This is a genomic window from Rhizobium sp. NXC24 (genome assembly GCF_002944315.1).
Lineage (GTDB): Bacteria > Pseudomonadota > Alphaproteobacteria > Rhizobiales > Rhizobiaceae > Rhizobium.
In genome coordinates this window covers 251,148-265,203 of the sequence record NZ_CP024311.1, presented here as the reverse complement: position 1 = coordinate 265,203, position 14,056 = coordinate 251,148, and the positions used below count along the sequence as shown (strand labels likewise).

Sequence of the window (14,056 nt, the reverse complement as noted above, 5' to 3'; positions counted from 1 at the left end):
GCCAGCGGCCACCTCATGGTGAGGTGCGAAGGTCCAAAGGACCGTAGCCTCTAACCACGAGGGCGGGTGAGAGGCAGTACTTCGGCCCTATCGCACGCTCTGGCGGATATAGTGATACAGCGCCCGGATGGCCTGCGCCTCGCCGCCGCCCGGCGAGTGAGGACGTTCGCTCTGTGCCCAGCCGAAGATATCGAAATGCGCCCAGCTCGGCGTTTTCGTCACGAAACGCTGGAGGAACAAAGCGGCGGTGATCGAGCCGGCCATGCCGCCGGAGGGGGCATTGGTGATATCGGCGAATTTGGCGCGGATATCCTTGTCGTAGCCCATGTAAAGCGGCATGCGCCACAACGGGTCGTCCGTCTCCAGGCTGGCTTCGGTGAGATCGTTGGCAAGATCGTTGTCATCGGTGAAGAAGGGCGGCAGGTCCGGGCCGAGTGCGACACGGGCAGCGCCCGTCAATGTCGCCATGTCGATCAGCAAATCGGGCGCTTCTTCGTCTGCATAGGAGAGCGCATCGGCGAGGATCAGCCGTCCCTCGGCATCGGTATTGTCGATCTGCACGGTCAGGCCCTTGCGGCTCTTGTAGATGTCGCCGGGACGGAAGGCATTGGACGAAATCGAGTTTTCGACGACCGGAATAATGACGCGCAGATCGACCTTCAGCTTGGCGTCCATGATCATCAGCGCCAGGCCCATGACATTGGCGGCACCGCCCATATCCTTCTTCATCAGCAGCATGGAGGATGCCGGCTTGATGTCTAGGCCGCCGGTGTCGAAGCAGACACCCTTGCCGACCAGCGTGATGCGGCGATGACCCTTCTTGCCCCAGCGCAGTTCCAGAAGGCGCGGCGCATCGGCGCTGGCGCGGCCGACCGTGTGCACCAACGGGAAATTCTGCTTCAGGAGATCGTCGCCGATAATGACGGACACCTCCGCCTTGTAGTGCTCGGCGAGCGCCCGGAAGGCGGCTTCGAGCTGTTCCGGTCCCATGTCGTTGGTCGGGGTGTTGATGAGGTCGCGGGCGAGGAAGACGCCGGCGAGCTGGCGCTTGATATCGGTGGCGTCCGCATCGCGCGGAATCATCAGCGTCGGCGGGTTGGCTTTTTCCGATTTGTAGCGCTCGAACCGGTAGCTGCCGAGGCCGAAGCCGAGCGAAAGCCGGTTTGCCGTGAGCGGCGCGGTCTCGATATGCCAATCACCCGCCGGCAGGCTACGCGCCAACCTGCCCGTCAGGAAGGGTTGTTCCGAGGGGTTGGAGCCAAGGCCGAACAGAGCGCCGCCGAGATGGCCTTCTTCGGTCGGAATCAATAGCAGCGAGCCGCTATCGGCCTTGTAGCCGGCCTTGCTCGCCCAATCGAGGGCGATGGGATCGATGGTGCCAGTCTCGATATGTGCCGGAGTGACGGCAAAAATCGGCAGCGTCGCGCCACCCTTCGAGTTGAAGGGGCTCGCGCGCTCGATGTACTGATAGGGGGCCATAACTATCCTTTGGCAATGATTTCCGGGAATCGCGGGTTAACTCTCTGTTAGGGTTAACAGATTATTGCTGGAGCGAACATTGCGTCAAACCTTTCCCTGTTCCGATTTGAGGCCAGGCGCAGGACTCAGGCATTTCGGGATAGGCGCCATGGCCACTTCGTCAACCACGTCGACATTCAAGACCTTCCTGCTCCACGGTGCGTCAGCGGCACTTATGGCGCTTGTACTCGCCGGCTGCTCGACGACCGGAAAAGACAAGATGACGACCGGCTCGATCCCGACAATGTCAAAGCCGGTCGACGAGATGAACGGCGCGGACCTCGCGCAGGCGACCCTTACCCTCGGCAAAGCCTATGAGGCCAATCCGAAAGACCGCGATACCGGCGTCAACTACGCCAATGCGCTGCGCATGAGCGGGCGCAACGATCAGGCGCTGGCGGTCATGCAGCAGGTGGCGATCGCCCATCCCGACGATCGCGGCGTACTGGCTGCCTACGGCAAGGCTCAGGCCGCTGCCGGGCAGCTCCAGGATGCGCTTGCGACCATCGATCGCGCGCAGACCCCGGACCGCCCGGACTGGCGGCTGGTTTCGGCCGAAGGCGCGATCCTCGATCAGCTCGGCCGCTCGACCGAGGCGCGCGGCAAATATCGCGATGCACTCGTGCTGCAGCCGAATGAGCCGACAATCCTTTCCAATCTCGGCATGTCCTATGTGCTGACCGGCGATCTGAAGTCCGCCGAGACCTATCTTCGCTCCGCCGCCGCTCAGCCGACAGCCGACAGCCGCGTGCGCCAGAATCTGGCTCTCGTGGTTGGGTTGCAGGGCCGCTTCCCCGAAGCCGAAAAGATCGCCCGCCAGGAACTGACGCCACAGCAGGCGAACGCCAATGTCGCCTATCTGCGCTCCATGCTGGCGCAGCAGAATTCCTGGCAAAAACTCGCCGCCGGCGATGGCGGCAAGAAAGCGGTTAACTAGAGCGGTTTCAGCGCCAGATATGCCGCGGCAGGCCTTCCGCCACCAGCCGGACGCCAAGCGCTCCCATGACGGCACCCGCGATCCTGTCGATCCAAAGCTTGGCGCCGAGATAGAGCGCGCGCGGACGGTTTGACGAAAAGGCGAGTGTCACAACCGTATACCAACCCACCTCGACGGCGAAGACCGCCAGTGGCACGGCGAGCATCAGCCCGGGAGCGGGTTCGGCCGGAAGAAGTGCTGCAAAAATGCTGCCGTAGAAAATGGCCGTCTTCGGGTTGCTGAGCTGCGTCCCCAGCGCAAACCAGAAATTACGCCCGACGCTCCCGCCGATCGGCGTGGCTGGAGCGTCGATAGAAAGGTCGTGGGCGGCGTTCCGCCAAATGCGGATGCCAATGTAGATCAGATACAGGCCACCGGCGACCTTCAGGGCAAGATAGAGCCATTCGACCTGCATCAGCAGCGCGTTCAAACCGAACAGGGTCAAAGTCGCGAAGGTGACGCTGCCGGCACCCATTCCGAGCGCGGCGGCAAGGCCAGCCCTGCGCGAGCGGGAAACGGCGATGCGGGAAACGAGAACGAAACTCGGACCAGGGCTGACCGCCCCGATGAAAACGGCGGCGATGATGCTGAAAAAGATAGCTATGGATGACATGAAAATCCTCCCGATACGATCGGCCTCGGGGCGGACGGCGCCATCTTCGCGCCGGTATCATCCGCCTCACATTGCCGATGACGCAGGATTGGAAATTAATCACGTCCGGCACCGGCGGCAAGTTTTGTATGTCAGAATTTGTCCATCACCTGGATAGCCGCCGGGCCAAGGATAACGGCCATGAGAACGGGCAGGAAGAAGACGATCATCGGCACCGTCAGCTTCGGCGGCAGGGCGGCGGCCTTCTTTTCCGCCTCGTTCATGCGTTCGTCGCGGCCTTCCTGCGCCAGCACGCGCAGCGCCTGCGAGATGGGCGTGCCATAGCGCTCGGCCTGGATCAGAGCCTGCGTCACCGATTTGACGATTTCGATCTGTGTGCGGCTGGCGAGATTGTCGAAAGCGGTACGGCGATCCTGCAGGAACGAGAGTTCCGCCGTGGTCAACACCATTTCTTCGGCGAGCGGCGGCGATTGCTCCGCCATTTCTTCGGAGACGCGGCGCATGCCGGCTTCGATGGAAATGCCCGATTCCACGCAGATCAGCATGAGATCGAGCGCATCCGGCCAGGCGCGCTTGATCGATTTCTGCCGTTTGGTCATGCGATTGGAAATATAGATGTTCGGGGCGTAAAAGCCGAGATAGGCGGTGCCGATAACGCCGAGAAGGCGGATCGCGAAGGGCTTGGCGGCGAAGTAGCCAAGGACGAAAACGAAAATGACGGCAACCATCAAGAACAGGAAGGGCAGCAGAAAACGCGCCACCAGGAACATGTTCAGCGCATTTTCCGAACGCAGACCGGCCGCTCGCAACCGATTGACCGTGTTGGTATCGACCAAAGCGGTGCGGAGATTGAAGCGCTCGACGATCTGGCGGACATTCTGGTTGTTCTGGCTGCGTAGCGACGCCTTGCCGCCATCGGCGGTCAAGCGGGCGCGTTCCCGGGCGCGGATCTGTTCTCGCTCGGTGGAAACGGCTTTCATGCGTTTGTTGAGATCGCCGCGCTCCAGGAAGGGCACCGCGATCGTGTAGAAGGTGGCGAAGACGGCGATCGCCACGAAAACGGCGAGTACCGTGCTGGGATCGGTCAATCTACTGGCGAAATCGGAGGACATGGCTCGGCGTCTCCTTCGGTCAAATCTCGAAATTGACCATGTTGCGCATGATGTAGATGCCGACCGACATCCAGATGCCGGCGGCGCCCAGGATCAAATGGCCGCGCGGATCTGTGAAAAGGATCAACATGTATTGCGGCGAGGTCAGATAGACGAGCGTCGCGACGATGAAGGGCAGCGAGCCAATGATGACGGCCGAGGCTTTGGCTTCCATCGACAGCGCGGTGACCTTCGCCTTCATCTTCTTGCGCTCGCGCAGCACGCGCGCGAGGTTGCCCAGCGCTTCGGAGAGGTTGCCGCCGGCCTGCGCCTGGATGGCGATGACGATCGTGAAAAAGTTCACCTCCTGCAGCGGCATGTGGTTGGTCATGCGCGCGCAGGCATCGGTCATGCTCAGGCCGACCTGCTGGGCTTCGACGACGCGGCGGAACTCGGTTTTCACCGGCTCGCGCGCCTCGCCCGCCACCAGCCGCACGGCGTCATTGAGCGGCAGGCCCGAGCGGATCGAGCGGGTGATGAGATCGAGCGCGTTGGGGAATTCATCGAGGAACTTGTTCTGCCGGCGCTTGATGAGGAAACCGATGACCCAACGTGGCAGGCCGAAGGCGGCGGCGAAGGGAAGGCCGACCAAGACGGCGACCGGTGCGCCGAGCAGGAAGACGACAAGCATGATGAAGAAGCCGAACAGGACGCTGAAGAGATAGAAACGCGCCGGCGTTAGCGACAGGCCGGCTTGCCCGAGGCGTACTTTCAGCGACTGCTTCTTCTTGGTGTTCTCCAACTGGCGCTTTTCGAGATCCTTCAGCGAATCCTGCACCGATTTGCGCCGTTTCGACATTTCCTGCACGCGGTCGCGCGCCGCCTTGACCTGCATACGGTCGGTCTCGGCCGATTTGATGCGGTTGACGCGGCTGTCGGCCTTTTTCTGCCTCTCGATCCGGGAATAGAGGATGCTGTAACAGACAGCCGCCGCGGAGACGGCTGCGAGCACCACAATCAGAAGCACTACCGGATCGACACCGAACATCGGGAAAGTCCTATTTCGACTTGTTTTCCATTTCGTCGAGGGCAGCAGCCAGGCGCTTTTCCTCGTTGTAGTAGCGGGCGCGGTCCCAGAAATTCGGCTTGCCGATGCCGGTCGACATATGCCGCCCGATGATACGGCCGTTCGCATCTTCGCCTTCGATCTCGTAGCGCATCAGGTCCTGCGTGATGATCACATCGCCTTCCATGCCGATCACCTCGGTGATCTGGGTGATGCGGCGCGAACCGTCGCGCAAGCGGGCGGCCTGGATGACCACGTCCACGGATGTGGAAATGATCTCGCGCACCGTCTTCGCCGGCAGGCTGAAGCCGCCCATCGCGATCATCGATTCCATACGGCTCAGGCATTCGCGCGGCGTGTTGGCGTGGATCGTGCCCATCGACCCGTCGTGGCCGGTGTTCATCGCCTGCAACAGGTCGAAGACTTCCGGTCCGCGCACTTCGCCGACGATGATGCGTTCAGGACGCATGCGCAGGCAGTTCTTAACGAGATCGCGCATGGTGATCTCGCCTTCGCCTTCGATGTTCGGCGGGCGGGTTTCGAGGCGGACGACGTGCGGCTGCTGCAGTTGCAGTTCGGCCGTATCCTCGCAGGTGATGACGCGCTCGTCGCGGTCGATATAGTTGGTAAGGCAGTTCAAAAGCGTCGTCTTGCCCGAGCCGGTACCGCCGGAAATGACGACATTGCAACGAACGCGGCCGATGATCTGCAGCAGCGTGGCTCCTTCCGGCGTGATAGCGCCGAAGCGGACGAGCTGGTCGAGCGTCAGCTTGTCCTTCTTGAATTTACGGATGGTGAGCGCGGGGCCGTCGATCGACAGCGGCGGTGCGATGACGTTGACGCGCGATCCGTCCGGCAGGCGGGCGTCGCAGATCGGACTCGATTCATCGACGCGGCGGCCGACCTGGCTGACGATACGCTGGCAGATGGAAAGGAGCTGTGCATTGTCGCGGAAGCGGACTTCCGATTCCACCGTCTTGCCGCCGACTTCGATGAAGGTCTGGCCGGCACCATTGACCATAATGTCGGCGATATCGTCGCGGGCAAGCAGCGGTTCGAGCGGACCGTAGCCGAGCACGTCATTGCAGATGTCCTCGAGCAGTTCCTCCTGCTCGGAGATCGACATCGCGAAATTCTTGATGGTGATGATGTCGTTGACGATGTCGCGAATTTCTTCGCGCGCAGCCTCGGCATCGAGCTTGGAGAGTTGCGACAGGTCGATCGTATCGATCAGAGCGGAAAAGACCTGCGACTTAGTGTCGTAATATTCTTCGGTGCGCGCCGGCCGGCGGCGTGTCGGCGTCTGCATCGACGGCGGCGCCACCTGCTGGCGCGGTTGTGACCCCTCGCGCGCCGGCTCGACCAGCACTGTCGATGCCGCAGGCGCAGTAGCGGACGGCGCACGGGGCGGCGACGGCGGAGGCGTCACGCCACCGCTCTTTGCAGGACCTTCATTTCCGCGTCTGCCAAACATGCCGTCGATCCAATTCTACGCTAGAGCATGATCTCAAAAACACGAACCGGCCTTCGAACAAGATCATGCGACATCAAACAATTACTTCCGCTTCAGAAGGCCGAGCAGGCCGCCCTTCTTTGCCTTCTTCAGGGCAACGCGCCCGGTAACGATGTGCGATATCTGCGAGAAGGTCTCGGCGACCGGTGATTTCGGGTCGGTCTCCGAAATCATGCGGCCGCTGTTGGCGGCGTTGCCAAACAAGTTGATATCGAAGGGAATGATGGCGATCGGGTCGGTCTCCAACGGCTCGCAGAATTCCGAGGGACCGATTTCCGGGCGCTTCGGCATACCGACCTGATTGAGGATGAGATGTGGCGCCTTGTCGTTGGGGCGCAGCTTGCGCAGCGCATCCAACATGTTCTTGGCGTTGCGCAGATTGGCAAGGTCGGGCGCCGCGCAAATGACGACTTCGTCGACGGCCGAAAGCACCGAGCGCGTCCATTCCGTCCAGAGATGCGGCACGTCGAGCACGCTCACCGGCGCGCTGCGCTGCAGGACGTCGAGCACGGGCTGAAAGGCCTGGCCGTCGAAATCATAGGCGCGATCGAGCATAGAGGGGGCAGCAAGCAGCGACAGGTGCTGCGAACATTTGGTCAGCAGGCGATCGAGGAAAACCTCGTCAAGACGCTCCGGCGCATAGACGGCCTCGGCGATGCCCTGGGCCGGGTCCTGATCGAAATCGATATTGGCGGTGCCGTAGGGCAGATCGAGATCGGCGAGAATGGTCTCGGTCGAGAACAGGTTGGAGATGCCGAAAGCGCAATTATGCGCGATGGTGGATGCCCCTACCCCACCCTTGGCGCCGATAAAGGCGACGCTGCGGCCAAGCGGCTCGGCATCGGGATCGACGAAGATCGCCGTCATCGCCGCCATGACGTCGGCCATGGCAACCGGCTGAACCATATATTCGGAAATACCGTTGCGGATGAGTTCGCGATAGAGGCCGATATCATTGTGATGACCGACGATCACCACCTTGGTGCTGGGATCGCAGACGGCAGCGAGCGGCGCAAGCTCCGCCAGGAGATTGCCCGGATTGGCCCGGGTTTCCAGGATGATCAGATTGGGCGTCGGCGTCGAGGCGAACATGTTCGCCGCCGCCGCGGTGCTGCCGCTGGTGATTCTGAGGCTGACCTTGGACATGCGCCGATCATTGGCGCATCGGTCCATCACCTGCTGCAACTGCTCGCTTTCGCAGAAGGCGTGTACCGAGATGCGCGGCAGCGGTCGCATGTTCTCGAGATCGCCCGTGCGGGGCGCATCATCGTCCTCCATCTCGGGCTTTCTGATATCGTAATTGATAGCGCTCATGATTCTATCCTGTTCCGCCGGCCGATTATCCTCATGCTCACGAGCCGAAGCCGCTGATCGTGGCCGTGCTCGTCGGGACGTTGCCGCTGCGGTAATTGTCGATCACCTTGCTGCGTTGGTCGGTATCGATCGGCGACATGGCGCGCGGCGCGACGAGGTCGGTCGGGTTTGCCACTTGCGCTGCGAGGTTGTTCTGGGTCGCGCAGCCGAAATTGTAGTAGTTCTGATTGTCGAAGGCGTTATCGGACAGATCTTCCGGCCATTGGCCGCAGGAATTGGTGGTCGCCGTCGTTGCCATGAAACTAAGGCGGATCGGCGCGGCATCACCGGGGCCGCCGGATTGATAATAATTGTCGACGATACGCGCTGACGGAATGCCGCTTGCGACAAGTTCTTGCCGGATCTGCCGGCGAAGCGCGGAAACCCCAGGCGAGTTGGCCGAACTGCCGGGCGCCAGGATTTCGACAGTGCCGGAAGCGTGAGCCTTATAATCCTGCACGAAACCGCGAACCGTGTCGCGGGCGCCGGTCGTAATACGGCGATCGCCGGCAATGACGGGGATGTCGACGTGATGTTCCTTTTCGGTCAGCACGATAGGATGACGCTGACGATAGTCATCGGAAAGGGCGCTGGTCGTCATGCGATCCGGCGATCCCGCACATCCGCTGACAGCCGCAGCCATCATGATCAGAGCCAGGGCTGAAAATCGCGGCCTGGCGATACGGGGCGCATTGCGATCGAGGCTGGCCATCTTTTGGTCTCTCGTTGTTCCGGTTGAAAAGGGGTGCGTCATTGTCCGTCTCCCCTCACTTGTAGATAAAGCCGACCGTGCCGTGGAAATCGGCATCCGCAACCGGCGGCCCGTCCTTATGCCCGTAGATCTTGTTGACACGGTTCATGAAGAAGGCAGAGACATCGTTGCTCGGTGAAAAATTGTCGTCAGGGCGAGCGAGTTGAGCCCGCGCCACCGGCCGCACCAGATAGGGTGTCGCGATGATCACCAGTTCGCTTTCGTCGCGTTCAAAGCTCTTTTGGCGGAAGAGTGCGCCGAGGATCGGGATCTTCGAGGCGCCCGGCGTGCCGTTGGTGGTCTGCTGGACGCTGTCACTGAGGAGGCCCGCCAGCGCAATGGAGCCGCCGGAGGGCAATTCGACCGAGGTATCGGCCGCACGCTGGTTATACGTCGCGGTTCCCGATGTGCCGACCGGGTTGGACACCTCAGTCTGGATATGCAAGCTGATGCGCCCTGCAGAGAGAACCACAGGCGTGAAGGCCAAGCTTACGCCGTAGGTAAAGGGCGTAATCGTGACGTTGCCGTCGCTATCGGTCGTGGAGTAGAGCTGCTGACCGCCGGAATTGAAGGTCGCGGCCTGACCGGAGATTGCCGTCAATGTCGGTTCCGCCAATGTACGTACCGCGCCGGCCTGCTCCATGGCACTGAGATAGGTGCTGATATTGTATTTGCCGATCGCGCTCTTGAATAGGGCGGCGATACCGCCACCGCCCGCGGCCGCGGTCGTGTCACTGGTGATACTGCCGAGTTGAGCGACAGTCAGGCCTGAGGAATTGCTGACGAGATTGTCGAAGCCGATTTGCTTCAGCACGCTGCGCTTGATCTCGGCGACGGTGACCTTCAGCGTCACCTGATCCTCGCCCTCGATCTGCAGAAGGTTGACGATCTGTGACGTCTGGCGTGCTTCGGCAAAGAGGGCGACGGAATTGTCGCCGCCGCTAGCGCTTGCGGTTTCATTGCGCGTCGTCGCCTCGCCGCCCTTGAGGAAAGCCTCGGCAAGCTGTTCGGCGCGCGTCGAATCCTGCGGCGTACGCACCGTACCGGTCATGACAATGTTGTCGGAGACGATCTCGACATTAATGTCGGAGTCCGGAACGAAGCGCTTGATATTGGACTGAAGGCTGGAAATATCGCGCTCGATCTGGAGGTCGAGGCTGACGATCTCCTTCCCGTCGGCACCGAAGACGAAGATATTGGTCTGGCCGACCGTCTTGCCGAAGAGATAGATGCGGCGCGAGGTACGCGTCACGGCATCGGCCATCTTCGGATCGGAAACGAGAATATCATGGGCGTCTGCCGGCAAATCGACCACCAGCGCCTTGTTGAGGCCGAGCTTCAGCGTGCGCTTGGTGCCGAGGCCTGCAATGGTAACGATGCTGTCGGAACCGTCGGCCTTGGCCGTCGACATGCGCAGAAAGGCCGGCGCTGCGGCGAAAGGCAGGCCGGAGAAAGCGACCGAAAAGGAGAGAGCCGCAATCGAGAGGAGGTGGATCGGTTTGCTGGTCTTGAACATGGTCCCGCCCCTTCTCATGGCGTCTTGGCTGCGGCTGTGCCGTTGGCGATGATCGAGCCTGATTTGATAACTTGGACGACGGCACCGCCGTTATCTCCGCTCAGCAGGTAATCGGCGGCGATCGTATCCGGCTGCTGCGCGTCGGCGACGGAGCGCAGCGCCAGTGTCAGCCGGTCGGCCATCTGCTGGGCGACCGCAAGCACCTTGGTCTGATCCGGCGTCAGCTCAAGCGTTGCGGTCGTGCCAACCACGGACTTGCTGCCATCCTGCTTTTCCTCGACCTGCTGATCGACGGCGAGCACGCGGACATTGCTGAGCACCGTCTCGGTTACGAATTTCTGGGTATCGCCCTTGCGCACCATGATCACGTCGACCCGGTCATTGGGGAGAATGAAGCCGCCGGCACCGGTGGCGACGGAAATCTCGGTGGCGACCGCACGTTTGCCGGAGGGCAGCAGCGAGGAGAGAATGTGGCTGTTGGAATCGGCGACCTTCTCTTCGCGGATCGGTTCGCCTTCAAAGATCGGCAGACGCACGACTGCGCCGTTCAGGTCTTTCAGGGCATCGGGGCGCTCGGATTCGGTAATGAAACCCTTGACCAGGCCGCTTTGCGGCCAGGCCATCCAGTGGATCGACTTCTCATTCAGGCGCGAGCCGACCGGAAGATTGGCGTCGGCGACGAGCACATTGGCCGTCGCCTCCTTCTCTATCACCGCTTCGACCTGCGGCACGACGTTGCGCGTGCCGGCCAGACGCATCGCCAGCAATCCGGCAAGCCCTGCCGCGACAACTGCCACCGCGAGTATCATTAAGCGAGCGGGTTTCATGATCATTCCTTGGGGAATACGACTCTTCGCCCCGCAGAATGCTCCGCAATTGGTGTAATTATGGTTAATGGTATATTACATTTACAATCAATTAAGCATAACTATTAAAGGCACGCAGAATATAGCGTTGCGCAATACATCATTAATTCTTAGAAAGATCTAATTTAGATAATATGATATGTCGCCGCCGCGACCATAGGCGACGAGGGAAAAGCCAGGAAGCCGCCGATAGCGATGGCAATGCCATAAGGGATCTTCTTGGCAATCAGCAGCGAGTTCGGCAGTGGCAAGCCCATGGCCATGATGGCGCTCGAATGCGAGCGGATCACGAGGATAAAAAGCGTCACCGCGCCGCCGATGAGGGCAACATAGACGAGGAAGGCGAGAAGCGACGGATCGTAGCCAAACCAGAGTGCGGACGCCGCCAGCAGCTTGGCGTCGCCACCGCCCATCACGTTGAGGGCAAAAAGCGCGAAGCAGACGCTGAACACGATGGCCGCGCCGGCAAAATGCATGCCGATGTCGGGCCATGTCAGACTGAGCAAGGGCGCAAGTACGATGAAGGAACCGAGCAGGACGAGCGAAACCCGGTTCGGGATCGTCATCGTAAACAGGTCGGAAAAGGCCGCGACCGCGAGGCAGAGCGGGAAGATCAGCAATGTTGCAGCTTCAAGCATTTGATATCCCCAGCTTAACCTATAAAAGTCAAAAACCGCTCACTATAGGGAGCGGTTTCCGAATATCTTACATCATTATACTTCCGCACGATTAATGCGCAGTAGAAGCAGCGTTCATCTTGTCGGAAATGCCGTTGAACGTGGTGCTGAGCGTGTTGCCCAGTGTGGTTGCGCCGGCAATGATGGCGACGGAGATCAGCGCTGCGATGAGGCCGTACTCAATTGCTGTCGCACCGGATTCGTCTTTCAGAAAACGCGAAAAAAGTTTAGTCATGAGGTAGCTCTCCGCTCACTTTGTTGGCTGCACGCCAGCCAACTGTGCCGTTTTCGATCCAAACATGCCGCCGAGACGCCGCAATCAATTAGTGTGCGGTAGAAGCAGCGTTCATTTTGGTGGAAATATTATTGAACACGGTGCTGAGCGTGTTGCCCAGGGTCGTTGCGCCAGTAATGATAGCGACGGAGATCAGCGCGGCAATCAGGCCGTATTCAATTGCGGTCGCACCGGATTCGTCTTTCAGGAAACGGGAAAAAAGCTTGGTCATAGGTTCACTCCACTCACTTTGTTGACAGCACGTCCGCCAACTGTTTGCCGTTGATCGGATGAGCAGAACGGTAGCGGCTGGCCGTTTCCATCGCTTTAAGGAAGTGGGTTAACAGATCGGAAAAACTAAAACGCAAATAGACTAGTTAACGTCAATTCATGTCTTTCCAAGCATTTTTAGAGAAAATCTTCAGCCTCTTCGTAATGATTAGGAGCTGATATATTAGCAATCAATGGGAATTGTTCCAATATATTGCAACTCCCGTAGGGAAATCCCAAAATGGAAGCAGAAGAGCACGACTTGCATCGGAACTGAACGAATAGCCTTCCCCTTAATTGTTCATTCACCATTCTTTCTCATTCTATTTGGTAATTGTTTCCGTCATCAGCTTCACGAGGCCAGACCCATGCCAACCCGCGGCAAAATTGCATTCTTTGCCTGCGTCGCCGCAACAGTGGGGCTGATGCCGCAGTTTTCCCACGCCGCGGATAACGGCATGCTGCGCGTCTATATGGATCATGCACGCGTATTGAAGCTCGATCGTCCCGTCAGCAAGGTCATCGTCGGCAATTCGCAAGTGGCGGACGCGACCGTTGCCGATCCGAAGACCATCGTGCTTACCGGCCGCAGTTTCGGCACCACGAACATCGTCCTGCTCGATTCCGACGGCAACGCAATCGTCGATGAGCGTATCCTCGTATCGATCGACGAGGGCAACACAGTCCGCGTCTACCGCCAGACCGACCGCTCGGTGCTTTCCTGCACGCCCAACTGCGAGCAGCATGCCCAACAGAACAGCACCGCCGCAGCCGCTACCCAATAATGGCGGCATCTCCGTTCCTTCTCTGTATTCAACTATATTAAATAAGACTCGTCTTTCTTAAACAATCCAAACATTTCTTCAATATGAAGAGAGATGAGAAACGGATTATCAAGAAAGCGGCTCTAGTCTTAACCCCACTTAAAACGTGCGGATTCCGGTATGATGCCAGAGGACGATATACTTGGGGGCAAGACTTTTGCGCAGAAGCGGGCAGGCGGACGCTTGCGCGCATTCGTGCGTTCTCGCGACGGCGCTGCCGCCATCGAATTCGCCCTTCTCGCGATCCCCTATTTCCTGATCATCTTCGCAATTCTGGAAACCTTCGTCGCCTTCATCGCCGAACAGGTCGTTTCCAATGCCGTCGATACCGTGTCGCGCGAGATCAGGACCGGGCAGATCACCGCCGCCACGGGTGCACAACCGTTCCGTCAGGCTTTCTGCAACGAAATTTCCGTGATCATCGCATGCTCGGCAACCGAACTGACGACGCCGACCAATCTCTATCTCGACGTGGAAAGCTACACGAGCTTTGCAGCCATGCCGACCACCATCCCACGCGTGTCGTCCGATCCCTATTCCGACCTCGACACAACGGGCTTCAAATTCGCTCCCGGCGGCGCCAAGTCTATGAATATGGTGCGCGCCTACTATCGCTGGCAGATAATGACCGATCTGCTGCGGCCTTATCTCACCACGATACGGCCGTCAGACGGTTCGATGCCGACGACCTACCTTATCGTCGCAACGGCCGCCTTCCAAAACGAGAATTATCCGTGAGGAGGGTGGC

The 14,056-nt window shown here is 59.8% G+C and carries 15 protein-coding genes; 3 read left to right on the top strand and 12 right to left on the bottom strand.

Annotation, left to right across the window (positions count from 1 at the left end):
- Nucleotides 1-87: 87 nt before the first annotated feature.
- Nucleotides 88-1,479 (bottom strand): M17 family metallopeptidase, encoded by a 1,392-nt coding sequence (locus NXC24_RS01310; RefSeq protein ID WP_104821652.1) that lies wholly within the window; start codon nucleotides 1,477-1,479, stop codon nucleotides 88-90.
- A gap of 148 nt (nucleotides 1,480-1,627) precedes the next feature.
- Here NXC24_RS01310 and NXC24_RS01305 point away from each other — a divergent pair, with 148 nt between their 5' ends.
- Entirely contained in the window at nucleotides 1,628-2,455 is an 828-nt protein-coding gene (locus tag NXC24_RS01305) for a tetratricopeptide repeat protein (protein WP_104821651.1), read from the top strand.
- A 7-nt stretch (nucleotides 2,456-2,462) separates the two neighbouring features.
- On the opposite strand, the gene NXC24_RS01300 is transcribed toward NXC24_RS01305, so the two are convergent.
- The 11 genes from NXC24_RS01300 to NXC24_RS01250 all read right to left on the bottom strand — a co-directional run bounded on the left by NXC24_RS01300 (nucleotide 2,463) and on the right by NXC24_RS01250 (nucleotide 12,446).
- A complete protein-coding gene (locus tag NXC24_RS01300) occupies nucleotides 2,463-3,107 on the bottom strand; it encodes a LysE family translocator (protein ID WP_104821650.1) in 645 nt (214 codons plus the stop codon).
- A 131-nt stretch (nucleotides 3,108-3,238) separates the two neighbouring features.
- Nucleotides 3,239-4,219, bottom strand: a complete 981-nt coding sequence (locus tag NXC24_RS01295; RefSeq protein WP_104821649.1) for a type II secretion system F family protein — start codon at nucleotides 4,217-4,219, stop codon at nucleotides 3,239-3,241.
- 19 nt (nucleotides 4,220-4,238) lie between these two features.
- Complete coding sequence (locus NXC24_RS01290) at nucleotides 4,239-5,246, bottom strand: type II secretion system F family protein (RefSeq protein WP_104821648.1); 1,008 nt, start codon at nucleotides 5,244-5,246, stop codon at nucleotides 4,239-4,241.
- A gap of 10 nt (nucleotides 5,247-5,256) precedes the next feature.
- Nucleotides 5,257-6,738 carry a CpaF family protein gene (locus tag NXC24_RS01285; protein ID WP_104821647.1) on the bottom strand — a complete coding sequence of 494 codons (1,482 nt, stop codon included), beginning with the start codon at nucleotides 6,736-6,738 and terminating at the stop codon, nucleotides 5,257-5,259.
- Between the two features lie 81 nt (nucleotides 6,739-6,819).
- Nucleotides 6,820-8,091 (bottom strand): CpaE family protein, encoded by a 1,272-nt coding sequence (locus NXC24_RS01280; protein WP_104821646.1) that lies wholly within the window; start codon nucleotides 8,089-8,091, stop codon nucleotides 6,820-6,822.
- A gap of 37 nt (nucleotides 8,092-8,128) precedes the next feature.
- Nucleotides 8,129-8,842 (bottom strand): CpaD family pilus assembly protein, encoded by a 714-nt coding sequence (locus NXC24_RS01275; RefSeq protein ID WP_104821645.1) that lies wholly within the window; start codon nucleotides 8,840-8,842, stop codon nucleotides 8,129-8,131.
- A gap of 55 nt (nucleotides 8,843-8,897) precedes the next feature.
- Complete coding sequence (locus tag NXC24_RS01270) at nucleotides 8,898-10,397, bottom strand: type II and III secretion system protein family protein (protein ID WP_104821644.1); 1,500 nt, start codon at nucleotides 10,395-10,397, stop codon at nucleotides 8,898-8,900.
- 14 nt (nucleotides 10,398-10,411) lie between these two features.
- Nucleotides 10,412-11,224: a Flp pilus assembly protein CpaB gene (cpaB, locus tag NXC24_RS01265; RefSeq protein ID WP_104821643.1), complete on the bottom strand. Its 813-nt coding sequence runs from the start codon at nucleotides 11,222-11,224 to the stop codon at nucleotides 10,412-10,414.
- A 164-nt stretch (nucleotides 11,225-11,388) separates the two neighbouring features.
- Complete coding sequence (locus tag NXC24_RS01260; RefSeq protein WP_104821642.1) at nucleotides 11,389-11,901, bottom strand: prepilin peptidase; 513 nt, start codon at nucleotides 11,899-11,901, stop codon at nucleotides 11,389-11,391.
- 91 nt (nucleotides 11,902-11,992) lie between these two features.
- Nucleotides 11,993-12,175: a Flp family type IVb pilin gene (locus NXC24_RS01255; protein WP_104821641.1), complete on the bottom strand. Its 183-nt coding sequence runs from the start codon at nucleotides 12,173-12,175 to the stop codon at nucleotides 11,993-11,995.
- Between the two features lie 88 nt (nucleotides 12,176-12,263).
- Entirely contained in the window at nucleotides 12,264-12,446 is a 183-nt protein-coding gene (locus NXC24_RS01250) for a Flp family type IVb pilin (RefSeq protein WP_104821640.1), read from the bottom strand.
- Nucleotides 12,447-12,852: 406 nt separating this feature from the next.
- Here NXC24_RS01250 and NXC24_RS01245 point away from each other — a divergent pair, with 406 nt between their 5' ends.
- Both NXC24_RS01245 and NXC24_RS01240 read left to right on the top strand, forming a co-directional pair.
- Nucleotides 12,853-13,269, top strand: a complete 417-nt coding sequence (locus tag NXC24_RS01245; protein WP_104821639.1) for a pilus assembly protein N-terminal domain-containing protein — start codon at nucleotides 12,853-12,855, stop codon at nucleotides 13,267-13,269.
- A gap of 159 nt (nucleotides 13,270-13,428) precedes the next feature.
- The gene (locus NXC24_RS01240) at nucleotides 13,429-14,046 is read left to right on the top strand and encodes a TadE/TadG family type IV pilus assembly protein (protein ID WP_104821638.1); all 618 of its coding nucleotides are present in this window, start codon (nucleotides 13,429-13,431) and stop codon (nucleotides 14,044-14,046) included.
- Nucleotides 14,047-14,056 lie beyond the last annotated feature (10 nt).

Excerpts from the sequence above, each read along its gene's own strand:
- NXC24_RS01310 (WP_104821652.1), bottom strand. The coding sequence starts at position 1,479 with ATGGCCCCCTATCAGTACATCGAGCGCGCGAGCCCCTTCAACTCGAAG.
- NXC24_RS01305 (WP_104821651.1), top strand. The coding sequence starts at position 1,628 with ATGGCCACTTCGTCAACCACGTCGACATTCAAGACCTTCCTGCTCCAC.
- NXC24_RS01300 (WP_104821650.1), bottom strand. The coding sequence starts at position 3,107 with ATGTCATCCATAGCTATCTTTTTCAGCATCATCGCCGCCGTTTTCATC.
- NXC24_RS01295 (WP_104821649.1), bottom strand. The coding sequence starts at position 4,219 with ATGTCCTCCGATTTCGCCAGTAGATTGACCGATCCCAGCACGGTACTC.
- NXC24_RS01290 (WP_104821648.1), bottom strand. The coding sequence starts at position 5,246 with ATGTTCGGTGTCGATCCGGTAGTGCTTCTGATTGTGGTGCTCGCAGCC.
- NXC24_RS01285 (WP_104821647.1), bottom strand. The coding sequence starts at position 6,738 with ATGTTTGGCAGACGCGGAAATGAAGGTCCTGCAAAGAGCGGTGGCGTG.
- NXC24_RS01280 (WP_104821646.1), bottom strand. The coding sequence starts at position 8,091 with ATGAGCGCTATCAATTACGATATCAGAAAGCCCGAGATGGAGGACGAT.
- NXC24_RS01275 (WP_104821645.1), bottom strand. The coding sequence starts at position 8,842 with ATGGCCAGCCTCGATCGCAATGCGCCCCGTATCGCCAGGCCGCGATTT.
- NXC24_RS01270 (WP_104821644.1), bottom strand. The coding sequence starts at position 10,397 with ATGTTCAAGACCAGCAAACCGATCCACCTCCTCTCGATTGCGGCTCTC.
- cpaB (WP_104821643.1), bottom strand. The coding sequence starts at position 11,224 with ATGAAACCCGCTCGCTTAATGATACTCGCGGTGGCAGTTGTCGCGGCA.
- NXC24_RS01260 (WP_104821642.1), bottom strand. The coding sequence starts at position 11,901 with ATGCTTGAAGCTGCAACATTGCTGATCTTCCCGCTCTGCCTCGCGGTC.
- NXC24_RS01255 (WP_104821641.1), bottom strand. The coding sequence starts at position 12,175 with ATGACTAAACTTTTTTCGCGTTTTCTGAAAGACGAATCCGGTGCGACA.
- NXC24_RS01250 (WP_104821640.1), bottom strand. The coding sequence starts at position 12,446 with ATGACCAAGCTTTTTTCCCGTTTCCTGAAAGACGAATCCGGTGCGACC.
- NXC24_RS01245 (WP_104821639.1), top strand. The coding sequence starts at position 12,853 with ATGCCAACCCGCGGCAAAATTGCATTCTTTGCCTGCGTCGCCGCAACA.
- NXC24_RS01240 (WP_104821638.1), top strand. The coding sequence starts at position 13,429 with ATGATGCCAGAGGACGATATACTTGGGGGCAAGACTTTTGCGCAGAAG.